At 56.3% G+C, this 21634-nt stretch carries 20 protein-coding genes; 9 read left to right on the top strand and 11 right to left on the bottom strand.

Going from position 1 to position 21634, the window contains the following annotated elements; genetic code table 11:
* Both HX778_RS11240 and HX778_RS11235 read left to right on the top strand, forming a co-directional pair.
* Positions 1 to 219 (top strand): YheU family protein, encoded by a 219-nt coding sequence (locus tag HX778_RS11240; RefSeq protein ID WP_038478164.1) that lies wholly within the window; start codon positions 1 to 3, stop codon positions 217 to 219.
* A 90-nt stretch (positions 220 to 309) separates the two neighbouring features.
* Positions 310 to 1179, top strand: coding sequence for a phosphoribulokinase (locus HX778_RS11235; protein WP_038478162.1), 870 nt, complete (start codon positions 310 to 312; stop codon positions 1177 to 1179).
* A gap of 37 nt (positions 1180 to 1216) precedes the next feature.
* On the opposite strand, the gene HX778_RS11230 is transcribed toward HX778_RS11235, so the two are convergent.
* A complete protein-coding gene (locus HX778_RS11230; RefSeq protein WP_038478159.1) occupies positions 1217 to 1621 on the bottom strand; it encodes an OsmC family protein in 405 nt (134 codons plus the stop codon).
* Between the two features lie 313 nt (positions 1622 to 1934).
* Here HX778_RS11230 and crp point away from each other — a divergent pair, with 313 nt between their 5' ends.
* Together crp and HX778_RS11220 are read left to right on the top strand one after the other, a co-directional pair.
* Positions 1935 to 2567: a cAMP-activated global transcriptional regulator CRP gene (crp, locus tag HX778_RS11225; protein WP_003852956.1), complete on the top strand. Its 633-nt coding sequence runs from the start codon at positions 1935 to 1937 to the stop codon at positions 2565 to 2567.
* Between the two features lie 61 nt (positions 2568 to 2628).
* A complete protein-coding gene (locus tag HX778_RS11220; protein WP_038478153.1) occupies positions 2629 to 4713 on the top strand; it encodes a YccS/YhfK family putative transporter in 2085 nt (694 codons plus the stop codon).
* Between the two features lie 2 nt (positions 4714 to 4715).
* Here HX778_RS11220 and HX778_RS11215 read toward each other — a convergent pair whose 3' ends face one another.
* The 3 genes from HX778_RS11215 to ppiA all read right to left on the bottom strand — a co-directional run bounded on the left by HX778_RS11215 (position 4716) and on the right by ppiA (position 7286).
* On the bottom strand, positions 4716 to 5936 hold the full coding sequence (locus tag HX778_RS11215) for an aspartate aminotransferase family protein (RefSeq protein WP_176982014.1): 1221 nt from the start codon (positions 5934 to 5936) through the stop codon (positions 4716 to 4718).
* An 89-nt stretch (positions 5937 to 6025) separates the two neighbouring features.
* Complete coding sequence (gene pabA, locus HX778_RS11210; RefSeq protein WP_038478146.1) at positions 6026 to 6589, bottom strand: aminodeoxychorismate synthase component 2; 564 nt, start codon at positions 6587 to 6589, stop codon at positions 6026 to 6028.
* Between the two features lie 124 nt (positions 6590 to 6713).
* Positions 6714 to 7286, bottom strand: coding sequence for a peptidylprolyl isomerase A (gene ppiA / locus HX778_RS11205; protein ID WP_038478143.1), 573 nt, complete (start codon positions 7284 to 7286; stop codon positions 6714 to 6716).
* Positions 7287 to 7566: 280 nt separating this feature from the next.
* On the opposite strand from ppiA, the gene tsgA reads away from it, so the two are divergent.
* Positions 7567 to 8751 (top strand): MFS transporter TsgA, encoded by a 1185-nt coding sequence (gene tsgA, locus HX778_RS11200; protein WP_038478140.1) that lies wholly within the window; start codon positions 7567 to 7569, stop codon positions 8749 to 8751.
* 24 nt (positions 8752 to 8775) lie between these two features.
* Here the strand turns inward: tsgA and HX778_RS11195 are convergent, their stop codons facing one another.
* Complete coding sequence (locus HX778_RS11195; protein WP_176982013.1) at positions 8776 to 10074, bottom strand: cytosine deaminase; 1299 nt, start codon at positions 10072 to 10074, stop codon at positions 8776 to 8778.
* 211 nt (positions 10075 to 10285) lie between these two features.
* On the opposite strand from HX778_RS11195, the gene nirB reads away from it, so the two are divergent.
* The 4 genes from nirB to cysG all read left to right on the top strand — a co-directional run bounded on the left by nirB (position 10286) and on the right by cysG (position 15515).
* Entirely contained in the window at positions 10286 to 12835 is a 2550-nt protein-coding gene (gene nirB, locus HX778_RS11190; protein WP_176982012.1) for a nitrite reductase large subunit NirB, read from the top strand.
* Positions 12832 to 13158, top strand: coding sequence for a nitrite reductase small subunit NirD (nirD, locus tag HX778_RS11185; RefSeq protein ID WP_176982011.1), 327 nt, complete (start codon positions 12832 to 12834; stop codon positions 13156 to 13158). Before nirB ends, nirD begins: the two co-directional genes overlap by 4 nt.
* A gap of 163 nt (positions 13159 to 13321) precedes the next feature.
* Positions 13322 to 14128: a nitrite transporter NirC gene (gene nirC / locus HX778_RS11180; RefSeq protein ID WP_038478129.1), complete on the top strand. Its 807-nt coding sequence runs from the start codon at positions 13322 to 13324 to the stop codon at positions 14126 to 14128.
* Positions 14129 to 14141: 13 nt separating this feature from the next.
* Positions 14142 to 15515, top strand: coding sequence for a siroheme synthase CysG (gene cysG, locus HX778_RS11175; protein ID WP_176982010.1), 1374 nt, complete (start codon positions 14142 to 14144; stop codon positions 15513 to 15515).
* Between the two features lie 27 nt (positions 15516 to 15542).
* Here the strand turns inward: cysG and HX778_RS11170 are convergent, their stop codons facing one another.
* From HX778_RS11170 to HX778_RS11145, 6 genes are read right to left on the bottom strand one after another with little or no spacing between them, the layout of a single operon-like run.
* Positions 15543 to 16634: an aminotransferase class V-fold PLP-dependent enzyme gene (locus HX778_RS11170; RefSeq protein ID WP_176982009.1), complete on the bottom strand. Its 1092-nt coding sequence runs from the start codon at positions 16632 to 16634 to the stop codon at positions 15543 to 15545.
* A gap of 10 nt (positions 16635 to 16644) precedes the next feature.
* On the bottom strand, positions 16645 to 17949 hold the full coding sequence (locus HX778_RS11165) for a YhfT family protein (protein ID WP_176982008.1): 1305 nt from the start codon (positions 17947 to 17949) through the stop codon (positions 16645 to 16647).
* 10 nt (positions 17950 to 17959) lie between these two features.
* Positions 17960 to 18313, bottom strand: a complete 354-nt coding sequence (locus tag HX778_RS11160; RefSeq protein WP_038478118.1) for a DUF2620 domain-containing protein — start codon at positions 18311 to 18313, stop codon at positions 17960 to 17962.
* Positions 18314 to 18322: 9 nt separating this feature from the next.
* Positions 18323 to 19213, bottom strand: coding sequence for a phosphotriesterase-related protein (locus HX778_RS11155; RefSeq protein WP_176982007.1), 891 nt, complete (start codon positions 19211 to 19213; stop codon positions 18323 to 18325).
* Positions 19200 to 20444, bottom strand: coding sequence for a phosphopentomutase (locus HX778_RS11150; RefSeq protein ID WP_176982006.1), 1245 nt, complete (start codon positions 20442 to 20444; stop codon positions 19200 to 19202). The genes HX778_RS11155 and HX778_RS11150 overlap by 14 nt, the downstream gene beginning before the upstream one ends.
* Positions 20437 to 21609: a YhfX family PLP-dependent enzyme gene (locus HX778_RS11145; protein ID WP_176982005.1), complete on the bottom strand. Its 1173-nt coding sequence runs from the start codon at positions 21607 to 21609 to the stop codon at positions 20437 to 20439. The genes HX778_RS11150 and HX778_RS11145 overlap by 8 nt, the downstream gene beginning before the upstream one ends.
* Positions 21610 to 21634 lie beyond the last annotated feature (25 nt).

The raw sequence follows: 21634 nt of genomic DNA, 5'->3' as shown, positions 1-21634 counted from the left end.
ATGATCATTCCCTGGCAAGATCTCGCCCCTGAAACGCTCGACAGTTTGATTGAATCTTTTGTATTACGCGAAGGCACCGATTATGGTGAGCAGGAGCGCTCGCTGACGCAAAAAGTCGCCGACGTGAAGCGCCAGCTGCAAAGCGGCGAAGCCGTGCTGGTTTGGTCTGAACTCCATGAAACGGTAAACATTATGCCGCGCGGGCAGTTTCGCGGCTGACCGCTAACCGGCGGGGTGATCTATACTGGCTGAAAAGTATAACAATCAGAAACCAGACCTTTTTCCGATCCTTCATGGAGTTGTCACCCTATGTCAGCCAAACACCCGGTTATTGCGGTCACAGGTTCCAGCGGCGCCGGAACCACCACCACCAGCCTCGCCTTCCGCAAGATTTTCCAGCAGCTCAACCTGCGTGCCGCCGAAGTTGAAGGCGACAGTTTCCATCGCTACACCCGCCCGGAAATGGACATGGCCATCCGCAAGGCGCGCGATGCCGGCCGCCACATCAGCTATTTTGGCCCAGAAGCCAATGACTTCGGATTACTGGAACAAACCTTTATCGAATACGGCCAGAGCGGCAAAGGGCAATCACGTAAATATCTGCATACCTACGATGAAGCCGTGCCGTGGAACCAGGTGCCCGGCACCTTTACGCCGTGGCAGCCGCTGCCGGAGCCAACCGACGTTCTGTTTTATGAAGGCCTACACGGCGGCGTTGTCACCCCGCAGCACAACGTGGCCGACTGCGTAGATTTGCTGGTTGGCGTGGTGCCTATCGTTAACCTGGAATGGATTCAGAAACTGGTTCGCGACACCGGCGAACGCGGTCATTCGCGGGAGGCGGTGATGGACTCCGTCGTGCGTTCGATGGACGATTACATCAACTTTATTACCCCGCAGTTTTCACGCACCCATATTAACTTCCAGCGCGTCCCAACGGTGGATACCTCTAACCCGTTTGCCGCCCGGGCAATTCCGTCGCTGGACGAAAGCTTCGTGGTTATCCACTTCCGCGGCCTGGACGACATCGACTTCCCTTATCTGCTGGCGATGCTGCAAGGATCGTTTATCTCCCACATCAACACCCTGGTGGTGCCTGGCGGAAAAATGGGGCTGGCGATGGAACTGATTATGGGGCCGCTGGTGCAGCGACTGGCGGAAGGCAGGAAGATTGCCTGATTCGGCAGAGGCGGCGTGAATGCCGCCTTTTTGACGCTTAAGCTTCGATCACTTCATAGCTGTGGGTAATGTTTGCCGCTTTCCCAAGCATGAGCGCTACCGAGCAATACTTTTCAGCAGAAAGATCGACTGCGCGAGCGACGGCGCTATCCTTCAGCTCTTTTCCGCTAACCACAAAGTGCAGATTAATATGGGTGAACAAACGCGGCGCTTCTTCGCGGCGTTCCGAAGTCAGCTTCACCTCACAGTCCGTCACGTCGTGGCGGCCTTTTTGTAAAATCGACACCACGTCAATGGCGCTACAGCCGCCCGCCGCCATCAGCAGCATTTCCATTGGGCTTGGCGCTTTATCGCCAGAATTACCGTCCATCAGGATCTGGTGGCCAGAAGCGGACTCACCGAGGAAGGTCATGCCTTCCACCCATTTAACACGTGCCTGCATTTTGCCTACTCCAGTTGAGAAAATATTCTTTCAGATTACGCGCCTACGTGAAAACTGGCAACGTAAGGCGATCCAGGTCATGCTGAAACGAGACAAGACAAGACACTTACCAAAAGCTATGCTAAAACAATCCGGATGCTGCTGCTATACAGAGAAGTTTATGCCGTAAGCAGAGGAAACGACTAATTACAGGCCGCAGGAGTGACCTGCCCGCCAGTTCCCAGGGTTTGGGAAAATTTCACGATTGCAACGCCAGACAAGAGGTTCCGAGTCTTGTCTTTGGTAGCCAGTTTATAACAGAGGATAACCGCGCATGGTGCTTGGCAAACCGCAAACAGACCCGACTCTCGAATGGTTCTTGTCTCATTGCCACATTCATAAGTATCCGTCGAAGAGCACGCTGATTCACCAGGGTGAAAAGGCGGAGACGCTGTACTACATCGTCAAAGGCTCCGTAGCTGTTCTGATTAAAGATGAAGAAGGCAAGGAGATGATCCTTTCTTATCTGAATCAGGGTGATTTCATTGGTGAATTAGGTTTGTTCGAAGAAGGCCAGGAGCGTAGCGCCTGGGTTCGCGCCAAGTCAGCCTGTGAAGTAGCTGAAATTTCTTATAAAAAATTCCGCCAGCTGATTCAGGTCAACCCGGACATTCTGATGCGTCTGTCTTCCCAGATGGCGCGTCGCCTGCAGGTGACCTCCGAGAAAGTCGGCAACCTCGCCTTCCTCGACGTGACCGGCCGTATCGCACAGACGCTGCTGAACCTGGCTAAACAGCCGGACGCCATGACCCACCCGGACGGGATGCAGATTAAAATCACCCGCCAGGAAATCGGTCAGATCGTGGGCTGCTCCCGCGAAACCGTTGGCCGTATTCTGAAAATGCTGGAAGACCAGAACCTCATTTCCGCACACGGTAAAACGATTGTCGTTTACGGCACTCGCTAATTAGCCCCATAAAGGCGTGTCGCTTCGGTAACACGCCTTTTTTGTCTCTACAATTCAGGCTATGTGGAAGAGATTAATTTATCACCCGGAAGTTAACTACGCGCTGCGGCAAACCCTGGTGCTGTGTTTACCCGTGGCTATCGGCCTGATTCTCGGCAGCCTGCAAAATGGCCTGCTCTTCTCGTTAGTGCCTGCCTGCTGCAACATTGCCGGGCTGGACACGCCGCATAAACGCTTCTTCAAACGCTTGATCATCGGCGGCAGCCTGTTCGCCGTTAGCAGCCTTATCATGCAGCTGCTGCTGCTTTACACCCACGTCCCGCTGCCTGCGATATTAATCGTCATGGCCCTGCTGCTCGGCGTCACGGCGGAGATAAGCTCGCTGCATGCTCGCCTGCTGCCCGCGTCGCTGATTGCCGCCATTTTTACGCTCAGCATGGCCGGCAACATGCCTATCTGGAAACCGATGGTGCTCTATATCTCCGGCACCATCTGGTACGGCGCGTTTAACTGGTTCTGGTTCAGGCTATGGCGTGAACAGCCGCTCAGAGAGTCGCTCAGCCTGCTGTACCGCCAGCTTGCGGACTACTGCGAAGCAAAGTACAGCCTGCTGACCCAGCATACGGATCCTGAAAAAGCGCTGCCGCCGCTGCTGGTACGTCAGCAGAAAGCCGTCGACCTGATAACGACCTGCTACCAGCAGCTGCATATGCTGTCGGCCAATCAGCAAAATGGCTACAAACGCCTGCTACGCGCTTTCCAGGTCGCCCTGGATTTGCAGGAGCACATTTCGGTTAGCCTGCATCAGCCGGAAGAGGTCCAGAAGCTGGTCGAGCAAAGCCATGCCGAGGCGGTGATCCGCTGGAACGCCCGAACCATCGCCGCACGCCTGCGGGTGCTGGCAGACGATATTCTCTACCACCGCTACCCGACGCGCTTTACCATGGACAAGCAGATCGACGCCCTGGAAAAGATCGCCCGCCAGAACCCGGATAACCCGGTCGGGCAGTTCTGCCATTATCACTTCAGCCGCATCGGCCGGGTGCTGAAAACCCAACGCCCGCTGTATGTAAGGGATTTAATGGAAGATCGGGAGCGCCGCCTGCCGTTCTTCCCGGCCCTGAAAAACTATCTCTCCTTCAAGTCATCAGCGCTGCGCAGCTCCGCACGTTTAGGCGTAATGTTGACGATTGCCAGCCTGCTCGGGTCCTTCTTACATCTGCCTAAACCGTATTGGATCCTGATGACCGTGATGTTCGTGACGCAAAACGGCTACGGCGCCACCCGGGTACGTATCGTGCACAGGGCGGCTGGCACCATGGCAGGACTGTGTATCGCCGGTATCACCCTGCACTTCCACGTCCCGGACAGCTACACCCTGCTGGCGATGCTAATGATTACCCTGGTGAGCTATCTGTTCATCCGCAAAAGCTACGGCTGGGCCACCATCGGCTTTACCGTCACGGCGGTATATACCCTGCAGCTCATTACCCTGAGCGCCGAAAGCTACATCATTCCACGGCTTATCGACACGCTGCTCGGCTGCCTGATTGCCTTTGGCGGCATGATCTGGCTTTGGCCACAGTGGCAAACTGGCCTGCTGCGCCAGAACGCCCACGACGCGCTCGAGGCCGACCAGGATGCGATTCGCCTGATATTGAGCAACGATCCGGAACCCACGCCTCTGGCCTGGCAACGAATGCGGGTCAACCAGGCGCACAACGCGCTCTTCAACTCGCTCAACCAGGCGATGCAGGAACCCGGATTTAACTCTCACTATCTGGCAGACATGAAGCTCTGGGTGACCCACAGCCAGTTCATCGTCGAGCATATCAACGCCATGACAACTCTGGCGCGCGAGCACAACATGCTCACGCCGGACCTGGCGCAAAAGTACCTGCAGTCTTGTGAAATAGGCTTACAGCGCTGCCAGCAAAGGCTGGAGTATGACGGGCCTGGCGGATCGAACGACGCCAATATTCTGGATGCGGACACGCTGCCCACGGGGCCGTTAAGCACCATGGAGCAGCATTTACAGCGGATTATTGGCCACCTGAACACCATGCATACCATCTCCTCGGTAGCCTGGCGCCAGCGGCCTCAGCATGGGATCTGGCTGAGCCGCCGCCTGCGGCGCTCGGGTTAAGTTTAACCAGCCACCACGCGGGCAACGGCTTTAGCAAAGCGCTGCATTCCTTCCAGGATATCCGCGTCTTCAACGATAAGCGAAGGCGCAAAACGCATGACGTCCGGGCCGGCATTCAGCACCATCACGCCTTCAGCCGCTCCCGCATAGAGAAACTCACGGGCACGTCCCTTGTACTTCTCGTTCAGCTCTGCGCCAATCAACAGCCCCATGCCGCGAATATCGCTAAACAGATCGAACTGGTCGTTAATCTTCTGCAACTGTTCAACGAACAGTTGGCGCTTCACCGCCACGCCTTGCAGAACTTCTGGCGTATTGATGATATCGAAAGCCGCACCGGCCACCGCACATGCCAGCGGGTTACCGCCATAGGTTGAACCGTGGCTGCCCACGTGGAACGCGGAGGCAATCTCATGGGTGGTCAGCATCGCGCTCACCGGGAAACCGCCGCCGAGGGCTTTGGCGCTGGTCAAAATATCCGGGGTGACGCCGTAGTTGATATAAGCGAATAATTCGCCGGTGCGGCCCATCCCGGACTGGACTTCATCAAACACCAGCAGCGCCTGGTGCTCATCACACAAATCACGCAGCCCCTGGAGGAACTCCGGCGTCGCAGCGGTCACGCCGCCTTCACCCTGAATCGGCTCAACAACTACCGCACAGGTATGGTCATCCATCACCGCTTTCACCGCCGCAAGGTCGTTGTATGGCACGTGGATAATGTCGGCCGGTTTGGGGCCAAAGCCGTCGGAGTATTTAGCCTGCCCGCCTACGGAAACGGTGAACAGCGAGCGGCCGTGGAACGCATTGTAGAAGGCGATGATTTTGCTTTTGTACGGGCTGTGACGGGTCGAAGCATAGTAGCGGGCCAGTTTGAAAGCCGTTTCGTTTGCTTCCGTGCCGGAATTCATGAAGACGACGCGTTCGGCAAAGGTGGCGTCGATCAGCTTACGGGCAAGCTTCAGGGCTGGCTCATTGGTAAAAACGTTGCTGGTATGCCACAGGGTTTCGCCCTGGGCCTTCAGCGCCTCAACGAGCGCAGGATGGCAATGCCCCAGCGCGGTCACGGCGATGCCTCCGGCAAAGTCCACGTACTCTTTCCCGGCGGAGTCCCACACGCGGCTGCCCTTTCCTTTAACTGGAATAAACTCTGCCGGTGCATAAATCGGCAGAATCACTTCATCGAAGGTTGCCCGCGTAACCGCTGATTGTTCAGTTGCCATTTATTCCCCACCCGTTTTTATGCGTCAGACATGAATGAAAATATAATCACGAAATATGCATAAAAAACCAAAACCAGGCAAGCAACAATTCACCGCTTCAGGAAATTCGCCAGCAGCGCATGCCCCTGCTCGCTGAGAATGCTTTCCGGATGGAACTGCACGCCTTCAAGATCAAGCGAGCGGTGGCGGATCCCCATGATTTCCTGCTTATCCGTCCAGGCAGTGACTTCAAAACTGTCGGGCAAGGTGGCAGGGTCGATGAGCAGCGAGTGGTAGCGAGTCACGGTCAGCGGATTATTCAGCCCGCGAAATACGCCGCTGCCGTTGTGGCTGATAGCGGAGGTTTTGCCGTGCATCACCTGTTCTGCCCGCACAATGGTGGCGCCAAACGCCTGTGCAATGGCCTGATGCCCCAGGCAAACGCCCAAAACAGGAAGCTGTCCGGCGAAGTGATTAATGGCGGTAAGGGAGATGCCCGCCTCGGTCGGCGTGCAGGGGCCTGGAGAAATCACCAGTTTCTCCGGGGCAAGACGCTCGATGTCGTCCAGCCCAATTTCGTCATTACGCTTAACCAGCACTTCCTCACCCAGTTCGCAAAAATACTGGTAGAGGTTCCAGGTGAAGGAATCATAGTTGTCGATAAGCAGTAACATGGCGGCTCCAGGGCAAAAAAAGAACGCGTTATTCTAGCCGCTTTCCCTGGCCTGGCTCACCACTTATTGAAATTCTCTGCTTCAGGAGAGGGTTGCGCGGGCGACAGGACCCGCGCCGGAAATCTTAAGGCAGAACCTTCGCGGAAAGGATCACGATAGGTTTTGACGGCACATTCTGGTACGGGCCGACGTCATGGCTTGGTGCCTGGGAGATTTTATCGGCAACGTCCAGGCCTTTGACCACTTTACCAAATACCGCGTACCCGAAGTCGCGCTGGCCGTGGTCCAGGAATGCGTTGTCGGCCACGTTGATAAAGAACTGGCTGGTGGCGCTGTCTTTATCGGCGGTGCGCGCCATAGAAATCGTGCCGCGGGTATTGCGCAGGCCGTTGTCCGCTTCGTTTTTGATCGGCGGATTAGGCTGCTTCTGGTTCATATCTTCGGTGAAGCCACCGCCCTGAATCATGAAGCCCGGGATCACACGGTGAAAGGTGGTGTTGTTATAAAAACCGCTATTAACGTAATCCACGAAGTTTTTGACCGAAACAGGCGCTTTTTGGCTATTTAACTCAAGCTCAATATTGCCAGCCGAGGTGGTCAACAGGACGTGCGGATCGCCTTTTGCAGCCAGCGCCGCAGGGGAAAGCGCAGAAAGGGCGAATACAGCTGCAACAGCCGCCAGTGTCGATTTGAGCATGAATAATTCCTTACGAAGGCAGTGAGTGAAGCAAGTTGCTTGATTGTAAAGAGGCACCGCAGTCGACGCCAGCCATTTACTGTTATTTACTTTTACACAAATCAACGAGTTGCAGCGTCAGCGCGCTGAAATAGGTTGAAATATGTGACGCACTTCATGATTCAATTAGTTTATTTCAGCAATAAATTCATAATTCATTTAAATAGATCACGCAAATGACTAAAATCTGCCCGTCCGCCGCGCTGTCAATGCGCTTTACACTTCCTTGCACAGGCTCGTTATGACTAACAGCAACCGAACCAAGCTTTTATGGATTAGCTTCTTCTCCTACGCCCTGACCGGGGCGTTGGTGATCGTCACCGGGATGGTGATGGGAAACATCGCAGAGTACTTCAATCTGCCGGTGTCCAGCATGAGTAACACGTTTACTTTCCTTAATGCCGGTATTTTGATCTCTATCTTCCTGAACGCCTGGCTGATGGAAATCGTACCGCTGAAAACCCAGCTGCGCTTTGGCTTCCTGCTGATGGTGCTGGCCGTTGCCGGCCTGATCTTCGGTCATAACCTGGCTATCTTCTCGGCCTCGATGTTCGTGCTGGGGCTGGTGAGCGGGATAACCATGTCGATTGGTACCTTCCTGATCACCCATATGTATGAAGGGCGTCAGCGCGGTTCTCGCCTGCTGTTTACCGACTCCTTCTTCAGCATGGCCGGGATGATTTTCCCGATGGTCGCCGCAATCCTGCTGGCCCGTAGCATCAACTGGTACTGGGTCTACGTCTGTATCGGTCTGGTCTACGTGGCTATCTTCCTGCTGACTCTGGGCTGTGAGTTCCCGGCGCTGGGCAAGCATGCGAAGAAAGACGAGCAACCTGTTGCCAAAGAAAAATGGGGCATCGGCGTGCTGTTCCTCTCCGTCGCGGCGCTATGCTACATCCTCGGCCAGCTGGGCTTTATCTCCTGGGTACCGGAATACGCCAAAGGCCTCGGCATGAGCATCAACGATGCCGGTAAGCTGGTCAGCGACTTCTGGATGTCTTACATGTTCGGCATGTGGGCCTTCAGCTTTATCCTGCGTTTCTTCGACCTGCAGCGCATCCTGACCGTGCTGGCCGGGGCGGCCACCGTGCTGATGTACCTGTTCAACCACGGCGATCCGGCTCACCTGGCGTGGTTTATTCTGGCGCTCGGTTTCTTCTCCAGCGCGATTTACACCACCATCATCACCCTGGGTTCACAGCAGACCAAAGTGTCTTCGCCGAAACTGGTTAACTTTGTGCTGACCTGCGGCACCGTGGGTACCATGCTGACCTTTATCGTCACCGGCCCAATCGTGGCTCACAGCGGCCCTCTGGCTGCTCTGCATACCGCGAATGGCCTGTACGCTGTGGTGTTCGTCATGTGCCTGGTGCTTGGTTTCGTGACCAAACACCGTCGTCATGGCGCAGAAGCTGCGGCACACTAATCGCCCTGCGATTCGCCCTCTTCCTTAACGGGGAGAGGGTCCTTCAAACTGAATTTTTTCCGTTTTATCCCCCAGCATTATCTTCGTCTGAGCAGGCTGCGTCGTGGCAATGACCTGCCCGGCACGAATCGACCAGCGCACCGGCACCTGCCGCCGTACCGCATCAAATCCGTTTTCAGCAGGCAAAATAACCAGGTTCGCCGTATTGCCCTGTGCAATGCCGTAGTCCTCAACGCCGAAGGTGCGGGCGCTGTTATCGGTGATAAGCTTTAACCCTTCGTCTATTTGCTGATAGCCCATCAGCTGGCAAACATGCAGCCCCATGTGCAGCACCTGCAGCATATTGGCGGTTCCGAGCGGATACCACGGATCGAAAACATCATCGTGGCCGAAGCAAACGTTGATGCCCGCCCCCAGCATCTCCTTCACCCGCGTTACGCCGCGGCGTTTAGGGTAATCATCGAAACGCCCCTGCAAATGAATATTGACCAGCGGGTTTGCCACAAAGTTAATACCCGACAGCTTAAGCAAACGGAACAGCCGCGAGGTATAGGCCCCGTTGTAAGAGTGCATTGCCGTTGTGTGGCTGGCGGTCACCCGCGCGCCAATACCGTCGCGGTGGGCCAGAGCGGCCACGGTTTCGACAAACCGCGATTGTTCATCGTCTATTTCATCGCAGTGAATATCTAACCGCCGCTGATATTTCTGGGCCAGGGCAAAAGCCTTATGCAGCGACTCAACGCCATATTCACGGGTAAACTCGAAATGTGGGATAGCCCCGACAACATCGGCGCCCAGACGTAATGCCTCTTCCAGCAAAGCCTCGCCGTTCGGATAGGAGAGAATGCCCTCCTGCGGGAAAGCCACCAGCTGCAGCTCTACCCACGGGGCAACTTCCTGCTTCACTTCAAGCATCGCCTTCAATGCGGTCAACATCGGGTCAGAAACGTCCACGTGGGTACGAACATACTGAATGCCGTTGGCAATTTGCCACTTCAGCGTTTGCCACGCCCTGTGTTTTACATCTTCATGGCTCAGCAGGGCTTTGCGCTCCGCCCAGCGTTCAATCCCTTCAAACAGCGTGCCGGACTGATTCCAGCCCGGCTGCCCGGCGGTCTGCGTGGTATCCAGATGGATATGCGGCTCAACAAAGGGGGCAATGGCTAACCCGCCTTCACCGTCCAACGCCTGGCCGCTTTCCTGCTGCACCTCACCCATTGGCGTAATGGCCTGAAATTTTCCGTCAGCGATCGACAGCTGCCACAACCCTTCCCGGCCCGTCAGCCGCACATTCTGAATAACCCGTAACGCTTTCGTTTCCATAAGTCCTCTCTTATCCGTCGCAGACTGTTTCATAGCATACACCGCTTTGATTTACTGGCGAAAAACCAGTCAATTCCATTACTTACAAAAATACATCAAAATCAATGATATACCTCTTAATGGGTATATAAAGGCGCGTTTGATTTGTATCAATAATCACCCTGGCTGAATCGTTAAGGTAGGCGGTAATAAAAAAGAAATTGAGGCAATTATGAGCAAGGTCAGAATCGCAGTTATCGGTAACGGCATGGTGGGCCATCGCTTTATCGAAGACTTACTTGATAAAGCCCCGCCGGACCAGTTCGATATCACCGTATTTTGTGAAGAGCCGCGTAAAGCCTACGATCGCGTGCACCTCTCTTCTTATTTCTCCCATCATACCGCTGAAGAACTTTCCCTCGTCCGCGACGGCTACTACGAAAAACACGGCGTAAAAGTGCTGGTTGGCGAACGTGCCATCACTATCAACCGCCAGGAAAAAGTGATCCACTCCAATACCGGCCGCACCGTTTATTACGACAAGCTGGTCATGGCAACGGGCTCTTACCCGTGGATCCCGCCTATTAAAGGCTCGGAAACTCAGGACTGCTTCGTTTACCGTACCATCGAAGACCTGAACGCTATTGAATCCTGCGCCCGCCGCAGCAAACGCGGTGCCGTCGTCGGCGGTGGCCTGCTGGGGCTGGAAGCGGCCGGGGCGCTGAAAAACCTCGGCGTGGAAACTCACGTTATCGAATTCGCGCCAATGCTGATGGCCGAGCAGCTTGACCGCATGGGCGGGGAGCAGCTGCGCAGCAAAATCGAGCGCATGGGCGTGCGTGTGCACACCGGCAAAAACACCCAGGAAATCGTCCAGCAGGGCACCGAGGCCCGTAAAACCATGCGTTTTGCCGACGGCAGCGAGCTGGAAGTGGACTTCATCGTCTTCTCTACCGGTATTCGCCCTCAGGACAAGCTGGCGACCCAGTGCGGGCTGGAAACAGCCCCCCGCGGCGGCATCACCATCAACGATAAGTGCCAGACTTCAGACCCGGATATTTACGCCATCGGAGAATGCGCCAGCTGGAATAACCGCGTCTTCGGCCTCGTCGCACCGGGCTACAAAATGGCTCAGGTTACCGCAGACCACCTGCTCGGGAGCGAAAACACCTTTGAAGGCGCGGACATGAGCGCCAAGCTGAAACTGCTCGGCGTTGACGTCGGCGGTATCGGCGATGCTCACGGCCGCACGCCAAACGCCCGCAGCTATGTTTACCTCGATGAAAGCAAAGAGGTATACAAACGCCTGGTGGTTAGTGAAGACAACAAGACCCTGCTCGGCGCGGTGCTGGTTGGCGACACCAGCGACTACGGTAACCTGCTGCAGCTGGTGCTGAACGCGATTGAGCTGCCGGAAAATCCGGACTCGCTGATCCTGCCGGCTCACGCCAGCAGCGGTAAGCCGTCTATCGGCGTGGATAAGCTGCCGGAAAGCGCGCAAATCTGTTCCTGCTTTGACGTCACCAAAGGCGACCTGATCAAGGCTATCAATAAAGGCTGCCACACCGTTGCGGCGCTGAAGGCCGAAACCAAAGCCGGCACCGGCTGCGGCGGCTGTATTCCGCTGGTCACCCAGGTGCTGAACGCCGAGCTGGCCAAAGCCGGTATCGAAGTGAACAACAACCTGTGCGAACACTTTGCCTTCTCACGCCAGGAGCTGTACCACCTGATCCGCGTGGAAGGGATCAAATCCTTCGACCAGCTGCTGCAAAAATACGGTAAAGGCTACGGCTGTGAAGTCTGCAAGCCAACCGTAGGCTCGCTGCTGGCATCCTGCTGGAACGACTACGTGCTGCAGCCAGAGCTAACGCCGCTGCAGGATACCAACGATAACTTCCTCGGCAACATCCAGAAAGACGGCACCTACTCGGTGATCCCGCGCTCAGCAGGCGGTGAAATCACGCCGGAGGGGCTGATGGAAGTCGGCCGTATCGCCCGCGAATATAACCTTTACACCAAAATCACCGGCTCCCAGCGCATCGGCCTGTTCGGCGCACAAAAGGACGACCTGCCGGAAATCTGGCGTCAGCTGATTGAAGCCGGATTCGAAACCGGCCACGCCTATGCCAAAGCATTGCGTATGGCAAAAACCTGCGTCGGCAGCACCTGGTGTCGTTACGGCGTGGGCGACAGCGTGGGCTTCGGCGTCGAGCTGGAAAACCGCTACAAAGGCATTCGTACTCCGCACAAAATGAAGTTTGGCGTCTCCGGCTGTACCCGCGAATGTGCGGAAGCGCAGGGCAAAGACGTGGGCATCATCGCTACTGAAAAAGGCTGGAACCTGTATGTTTGCGGTAACGGCGGCATGAAGCCACGCCATGCGGACCTGCTGGCGGCGGACCTCGACCACGATACCATCATCAAGTATCTCGACCGCTTCATGATGTTCTACATCCGCACCGCCGACAAACTCACCCGTACTTCCGTCTGGCTGGAAAACCTGGAAGGCGGTATCGACTATCTGCGTAGCGTGATTGTCGACGACAAGCTGAGCCTCAACGATCAGCTTGAAGCTGAGATTAACCGCCTGCGCGAGAAAGTGATCTGCGAGTGGACAGAAACCGTGAACACGCCACAGGCTCAGGTTCGCTTCAAACACTTTATCAATAGCCCGCAGCGCGACCCGAACGTGCAGACAGTTAGCGAGCGCGAACAACACCGCCCGGCCACGCCGTATGAGCGTATTCCGGTCACTCTGGTAGAAGTGGAGGAACACGCATGAGCCAGTGGACAACCGTTTGTCAGCTAGACGACATCCTGCCTGCAACGGGTGTTTGCGCCCTGGTGGGATCTGCACAAGTTGCTATTTTCCGCCCGCGTAAAGACGAGCAGGTTTACGCCATCAGCAATATCGACCCGTTCTTTGAAGCGAGCGTGCTTTCACGCGGGCTGATTGCAGAACATCAGGATGAGCTGTGGGTTACCAGCCCGCTGAAAAAACAGCACTTCCGCCTGCGGGACGGCCTGTGCATGGAAGATGAAAGCCGCTCCGTCCCGCACTATGAAGCGCGCGTGCAGGACGGACTGGTACAGATAAAAGCTTAATACTTAAAACAACCCTCACCCCGGCCCTCTCCCTTAAGGAGAGGGAGAAAGTCACCAAGGCTTCCCCGGCGATCCCCTCTCCCTCAGGGAAGGGGTTAGGGTGAGGGTAAAAATTAGATTCTTTTTTTAAATTTTTATTTTTAACTTCATTGGGATAACAAAAATGTTCACCGATACCATCAATAAGTGTGCGGCGAATGCCGCGCGTATTAACCGTCTCTCGCAGACGAATCCTCTGGGCTTCTGGGTAAGTTCTGCCATGGCGGGCGCCTACGTTGGCCTTGGCATCATCCTGATTTTCACCCTCGGTAATTTGCTCGATCCGTCCATTCGCCCGCTGGTCATGGGGGCAACCTTCGGCATCGCCCTGACGCTGGTGATTATTGCCGGTTCCGAGCTGTTTACCGGCCACACCATGTTCCTGACCTTCGGCGTGAAAGCCGGCACCATCTCTCACGGCCAAATGTGGGCGATTCTGCCGCAGACCTGGCTTGGCAATCTGGTAGGTTCAGTGTTTGTTGCGCTGCTGTATAGCTGGGGCGGCGGCAGCCTGCTGCCGGTAGACACCAGCATTGTGCACGCCGTGGCGCTGGCAAAAACCACCGCGCCGGCGATGGTGCTGTTCTTTAAGGGTGCGCTGTGTAACTGGCTGGTTTGTCTGGCAATCTGGATGGCAATTCGTACCGAAGGCGCGGCGAAATTCATCGCTATCTGGTGGTGCCTGCTGGCGTTTATCGCCTCCGGCTACGAGCACTCCATCGCCAACATGACGCTGTTTGCCCTCTCCTGGTTTGGTCACCACAGCGAGGCTTATACGCTGTCCGGTATCGGCCATAATCTGCTGTGGGTCACGCTGGGGAATACCCTTTCTGGCGTGGTATTCATGGGTCTGGGTTATTGGTATGCTACGCCGAAAGCCGAACGTCCGCAGCCTGCCGCCGCAGGTGCACCGGAAACAGCCCGAAATTAATTGAGGATTTACCGTGGATCACCTGCCGATATTTTGTCAGTTACGTGGCCGCGCCTGCCTGCTGGTAGGCGGGGGCGACGTCGCTGAACGCAAAGCGCGTTTATTGCTGGAGGCAGGTGCGCGCATCACCGTTAACGCCCTCGAGTTCAGCCCGCAGTTTAAGGTGTGGGCTGAGCAAAATATGCTGACCCTGGCAGAAGGCACGTTCTCAGAAACGCTGCTGGACGAAAGCTGGCTGGCGATTGCCGCCACCGACGATGATGAGGTCAATCAGCAGGTTAGCGATGCCGCCGAGTCCCGCCGTATATTCTGCAACGTGGTCGATGCACCGAAGCAGGCGAGCTTCATTATGCCGTCGATCATCGACCGCTCCCCGCTGATGGTCGCCGTTTCCTCCGGCGGCACATCCCCTGTTCTGGCCCGACTGCTGCGCGAAAAGCTGGAAGCCAGCCTGCCGCTGCATCTGGGTAAAATCGCCGCCTTTGCGGGCACGCTGCGTGGCCGCGTGAAGCAAACTTTTGCCACCATGGGCGAGCGTCGCCGCTTCTGGGAAAAGTTCTTCACCAACGACCGTCTGGCGCAGTATCTGGCCAATGAAGACCAGCTTGCCGTTGAAAAAGAGACGGAATCCCTGTTCTCCGCCCCGCTCGATCACCGCGGCGAAGTTGTGCTGGTTGGTGCTGGCCCAGGCGATGCAGGTTTGTTGACGCTAAAAGGCCTGCAGCAGATTCAGCAGGCTGACGTGGTGGTTTACGACCGCCTGGTGTCGGACGACATCATGAATCTGGTCCGTCGTGATGCCGACCGCGTATTCGTCGGCAAACGCGCGGGCTACCACTGCGTGCCGCAGGAAGAGATTAACCAAATCCTGCTGCGTGAAGCGCAAAAGGGCAAACGCGTCGTGCGCCTGAAAGGCGGCGATCCGTTTATCTTCGGCCGCGGCGGCGAAGAGCTTGAAACCTTGTGCAACGGCGGGATCCCGTTCTCCGTCGTGCCGGGAATTACCGCTGCTTCCGGCTGTTCCGCCTACTCAGGCATTCCGCTCACGCACCGGGACTACGCGCAAAGCGTTCGCCTGGTCACCGGCCATTTGAAAACCGGCGGTGAGCTCGACTGGGCTAACCTGGCGGCAGAAAAACAGACGCTGGTGTTCTACATGGGGCTTAACCAGGCCTCTGCTATTCAGCAGCAGCTGATCGCGCACGGCATGGAAGAGACGATGCCGGTGGCGCTGGTGGAAAACGGCACGGCGGTAAATCAGCGGGTCGTGGACGGCACCCTGAATCAATTAGGCGAGTTAGCCACGCAGGTCGGCAGCCCGGCATTGATTATTGTTGGGCGCGTGGTTGGCCTTCGAGACAAGCTCAACTGGTTCTCAAATCACTAATTGAAAGGGAGGCCCAAAGCCTCCCTTTTACTTTTCTGCCTCTGCACAGCTTTCCCGCAAAATTCTCAGCACGGTTTCTGCGCCGCTGCGGTTCGGGTTGATGCGAATCATCCGCTTCTCAAGACCCGGTTCAGCCTGCCTGAACGTCCCGGATAGCCGATAAAAGAGCGGCGGGATTTCATACTTCGATTCTGCGCCCACCGGATAAGGCAAAGCCCCCAGCTTCTGCGCGGCGGCCAGCACCTTTTCGGCAATCGGCCGATGAAACTCGACCAGCAGGACCTTTGACTGCGCGTTGGCGATAAACGCATTTTTAACCTGGGGCACAGCCCCCTGCGACAGAAGCTCAACCAGGTCGTCGTTAACCTGTGCCTGAACGGCATGCATCACCGGGGCGAAGACCAGACCGCGCAGTACCTCCATGGCCTGAAATCCCTGAACCTGGCTACCGCCGGAATACATACTCTGACGCACGGCCTGAACCGCCGCTTTATCGCCGACAACCACGCCCACGCCAGCAGGGCCAAACAGCTTAAAGCAGGAGAAGGTCGACAGCGTCGCCCCACATTGGCAGCCGATTTTATCGACCTTCATCACCGCATAGTTATCATCAGCCAGCGACGGCAAACCATGGCGGTTAAAGCAGGCAATGACATCTGCGAGCCGATAGGCATCATCCAGCGTCTGGCGGGTATGCTGAATCAAAGCCGCAGCCGGACGATGCGTGGCGATAGCGGTATCCACTTCACCAGGTTTATTAAAATCGGCCCTGATTAGATCAAGCCCCATCTGTTCGGCAATAACCGCCGTGGTAGGGTACAGAGGTGCCTGATGAATCAGCAGCTTATCGCCCGCCTTTAACAAGGCCGCCAGCCCGCTGCGGATAGCCCCTGTGCCGGCCCCCTGCACCAGCGCGGCGGCTGGCGCAGAGAAAAAGTCGGCCAGAACCCACTCAACCCGCTGCGTGGTTTTTGGCTGATTAAGACCATGTACCAGGCCAACATCGCCCTGGCTGAGAAAATCAGCGCCGGGAAAATGCCGGCAGATAATATCCACCAGCCGAAACTGCTTTTGCTGCGCCTGAGCCAGGTTCAGGCTTTGCAACGGCGAGCTTTCCACACAACCTCCCTTAGGCCGGGATAAACAGGCCGCAGAAGAAGAGAATATTCAGCACAATGCCGGTTATCATCACCGCCACAACCGGCGCGGCCATTTTCTGCACCGGGCGGCCCAGCGATTCGTTCAGGAAGTACAGCGCCGTCGCGATGGTGAAGCCGGTATACCCCGCCATCTTGATGGCGGCAAAGATAGAGCCAATCAGCAGCGCCATCTCCATCAGCATGTTCATCGCGTTACGGATGTTGTCAGAGGCGTTGCGTACCGAAGGATAACGCCCCAGCCATTTCCCGATGGAACGAAGCAGCAGGACTTCGGCAGAAATCACCAGCGCCCCGACCACAAAAGCGAGCAGCGGGTTAGCAATCAGATAGCCTACGGCAAAAACAAAGGTGAACCCCGCCACGGCATAAACCCCGGTCGCCAGCGCCGTCGTGGCAATCATCGGCACAAAGCCCAGGCCACGCATAAACTCGGCCAGCGCGGCCTGATCTATCAGACTCTGGGACTGGGTTGGATCGAGGCCAATCTTGTAGGCTTTTTCCAGCGTAAAGATAGACACCTCGCTACCTGCAAAGAGCTTCATGCTGGCAACGGTGGCGATCAGGCCACCAACGATGGCGATATAAGGCAGATTTTTAATGATCCTCGAGGTACGCTCCTCAAACACCGACTGCCCGTGAGCATCGTGCTCATGCTTATCGCGAGCGCGCAGATCCTGAAAAATCGCAATCGCCAGCAGCATAACCATACCGACGAAAATCTCGATGGACTCAGGGTTCAGCTGCGGGAAGAAACGCACCACCAGCACGCGGGTTAGCAGCACAACCACCGCCGCGAACAGGCTGTTCTTCCAGCCAAACTGGTAGAAAATCGCCACCAGCGGGAACAGCGCAAAGGCTGAAACCACCGGAGAACTCAGTTCGCCCAGCGAGCCGAGAACGTCTACCGGCAGCGCGGTCAGCAGGTGATTCACCGGCACCAGGCAGGTGAGGATCAGAACGCCCCAGACGGCGCCAAGCCCAAAGGCCAGCACGCTGTTGGCCGCCAGCACGCCGAGGATGTCGGTCGGCAAGAACAGCAGCCAGCTGTTAAGCAGCCCGGTCTTCAGGGTAAAAGAGATCCCAACCGAGGCCACAAAGCCGATGCTCAGGCCAAAGGCGATACTGCCCGCCTCGCGGCGATTCATATTGCCTTCGATAAGCTGCGGCAGAATCGGTCGGATCCCGTCATGAAACACCGCCGCTGAGCGGTGCGCCAGTAAAGCCGTCATCCCGGTAAGCAAGGCAACAACAACAAGGTGAAGGTAAAATTCCATACGGATGCCTTTATTTTAAATGGTTAACCAGCAGCGGGATGGCATGCTCGATATGCTCCACGGAGAGCCCAAACGCCACCTTGCCTTCTGAGACCAGGCGGGCAATTTGCTCCTCTTTGGCTTTGATACCGGGCTTGGCGATGGTGCAGCTGCGGTTGTAGCCGATCACCGCGATGGCGATAGACAGCGCCGCACCTGCCCCGGTATTACAGGCCCCAATGTAGTAATCAAGCTGCCCGGATTTCACCTTCAGCGCGGCGTCCATGTCGTTATAGATAAACACTTCGAAGCTGCCGGGTGCGGCGGTTTCGATGGTTTGTTTGATAAGTTCGCGCTGTAAGCCAGCGACACCGATCTTTTTCATGGAAAATCCTTACTTATAGAAGACAGAGGGGTTGTCACGTAACATCAAATCGATGTCTGCCTGGCTGAAACCGGCCTCCAGCAGCATCGGCACAAACGTGGTAAGTAAATAATCAAAACCAGGCCCGCCGTTCGCTTTTAAATGAGAGCGGCGAGTAATATCCATCGACAGCATGACGTGGTCGAGCAGGCCGCGTTCTTTGAGCGCACTCAGCATCGCAATGCGTTTTTCGTCCGGGTAATAGCTGTTTTTGCCGATGGTATCGAACTGAACATAGGCGCCCAGGTCAATCATCCGCAGGATGTTTTCGAGGTTATCTTTCAGGTCACAGTGGCCGATGGTGACGCGGGAAAGATCCACGCACCAGGACTTCAGGAGCGCCAGTTGCTCAAGGCCCATGGTGCTGAATGAGGTATGGGTCGAAATAGGCCGACCGGTCTCATGATGGGCGATGGCCGCCGCCTGAAATACCCGGGCTTCTACCGGCGTAATCACATCCACGCTGGAGCCAATCTCCGCGATAATCCCGGCTTTTAACGCCGTGCCGTCGATGCCGATTTCAATTTCATCGATCATCTCCTGCGCCAGCACTTTCACCGGCGTGGTCGCCACGTGCGGCGGGAAGAAATCGTGCTGATAATAACCGGTACAGGCCATCACGTTCATACCGGTATCACGCATGATATCCAGCATAAACTGAGGGTTACGCCCCATATAGCGGTTGGTCATTTCTATGATATTGCGTACGCCCTGTTCATAGAGTGACGTCATCTCACCGCAAATCAGCTCGTACTGATCCAGACGGCAATCGATGTTGTCCTTGAAGCTGGAAAGATCGATATGAAGATGCTCATGGGCATAGGTATAGCCCGATGGATCGATATGCTTATGCCCTGTCATGATTCACTCCACGTGCAGAAGAGACATTCAGCAGCGGCAGGAACGAAGTACCGTTCTGCGGCGCAGCTGCCCGGAAAAAGTCACAAACCGTTGCGCCTACATCAGAAAGCGTAGCGCGTGCGCCCAGATAAGCGCCTGTTATGCCGGGCTGCCACACCAGCAAAGGGACGTTTTCACGCGTGTGCTTGCTGTGGCCGATAGTCGGATCGTTACCGTGGTCGGCCATCACCACCAGGCAGTCTCCCGCCTGCATATCCGCCATCAGCAAAGCCAGGTTTTTATCTACCAGCTCAAGTCGCTCGGCGTAGCGCGCAACGTCTTCCGCATGGCCCGCCAGGTCAGTTTCCTGAATGTTGGTACAGATAAACGCGCGGCCGGGTTTATTCAGCTCATCCCGGGTAATATCGAGGATGCTCTGGGAGTCGACCAGATTCTGGTAGCTGATGCCGTGTGGGTTAATCGCGATGTCGGCCACCTTTCCCACCAGCACGGTTTTAACCCCGACCTGATGCAGCTGCAGCGGAGCCTGGACGCTAGCGTCCACGCCATAGCCCATGTGCACGACCTGAAACCCACTTTTATATACCCCGGAACGCGGCGCATTAATGCCGACATAAAGGCCCTGTTTTTCTTCAGCGGCGTCGATCAACTGTTCGCTGCTCTCGAGCAAACCGCCAAAGGCAATCACCCGTCCAACCTTCACGCAGCGCCGTACCACTTCGCCAATGGCGCGTACCTGCTCAAACGGTATCGCGCTGAGATTGGCGCTGATGTTAAACACCTGCCCGAGATCGGCCTCAAGATTATCGCCCACGGCCACGGCCTGGTTCACCCACAGGAATTGCAGCTCGCCGCCCTTGCGTTCAACCTCCCAGCCCGCACTCACTAACGCTCGCTCAACGTCATCGATAACGTCGGAAAACGGCATTCGCAATGGAGTTTGTGGTTTTGTGCCCAAAATTTCCTGATGGCCCATAAAAGTGTCGCCGCCTTCATGCTGCAACGCCGCGGTTCCATAGACGGCATTAGCGTTGGCCTGCATAACGTTGGCGGCAAAGCCCAGCGCGTTTATCAGCCCCAGCTTCTCAAGCGTGGGTAAGCGCAGTTCAGGAAAATGCTGCAAGATATGCCCGCAGGTATTCGCCCCGATATCCTGCGGCCTGACCGCCGGCACATCGTCCATCGCTCCCACGCCGAAGCTGTCTATCACCAGCACCAAAAACTTACTCATGCTGACCTCTCGATATAGGGTGACCAAGGCTGTCGTACAGCGCTTCAAGTACCGGATTCCCGCTTTGAATGCCGGACACCAGCGCCACGTCGCTGCGGGTAACAAAAACCTGCGTGCGGAAGCACATCACCACTGGGCTACCGACGGGATAGCGGCCTTCCAGCGCAAGGTGATAATCAATGCTGGTGATGTCTGGCGGCAGCAGCCGGGCAGACTCCGATTGACCGGCGGCGTCAAACACCAGCGCATTCTGCGCATGGCCACGACGATAATATCCGCCACCGAAGCAGTAGCTTTTGCCCTGGAACTGATGGGAGATTTCCGTCAGGTAGAGCATGGCAATGGCTTCCGGCTGGTCACCGTGCTGGTTTGCCGGAATAGTGCCGGTCAGCGCATGGCCGGGTTCCGCGTGGGTCACGCCGTGTTCGGCAAGAATGGGTAACGTGTTGCAACTGGAGGCCGATGGGGCATTAATTTGCTCAATCTCAATGCCCTGGTCCTGCAGCAGGTCACGCGCTTTCAGCAGCGTCATCAGGTTGCGGGTCGGCTGCGTTTGCTGCTGCTCTTCGTTCCAAAGCAGGCAGGGGAAATGCGTCAGGCCGGTCAGCCGAATCCCCGTCATCGACCGGATCTCGCGCACGACGTCATCCAGCTCGTTAAGCGGGAAACCGGCTTCCTGGCCCGGATAAAGGCGGTCGTACTCGGCAAACACTTTCAGCATGACGGCCTGAACACGCCCGCTGGCCAGCGCGGCAGCCGAGACTTCACGAGCTTTCTCCAGTGAAAACAGCGTGATGATTTCCGTCGCCCCGCTCACGCTCTCTTCTACCTGCGCGACCGGAACCTGCACCAGGTGGCCGACATGTGATACGGGAACATTTGCAGCACGCAGCGTTCTGGCCTCTTTAAAATCGACGGCAACCGCCCCTTTAAAGCCCAGCTCAACCAGTTTGTTGGCAAGCCACGGATTGCGCCCCAGCTGCTTGGTCATAAAGTAGAGCGTGATGCCGTGTTTCTGCGCGGCCGCGAGCAGTTTCCGGCCGTTTTCCAGAACCTGATCGACATCGATAATCCAGGTATCGGGCAGCACCGCGCCCTGCCGCCAGAGGATTCTGGCCGCATCAATCAACGCCGGGTTCTGTGCCTTGAGTGCCTCAATAAACATGCCTTGCCTCGCGACCTGATAAATA

The sequence above is a fragment of the Cedecea sp. P7760 genome (assembly GCF_013386425.1).
In the GTDB taxonomy this organism is placed as follows: Bacteria; Pseudomonadota; Gammaproteobacteria; order Enterobacterales; family Enterobacteriaceae; genus Cedecea; species Cedecea selenatireducens.
The sequence above is the reverse complement of the archived record's forward strand: the minus strand, read 5'-3'. Positions and strand labels throughout refer to the sequence as shown.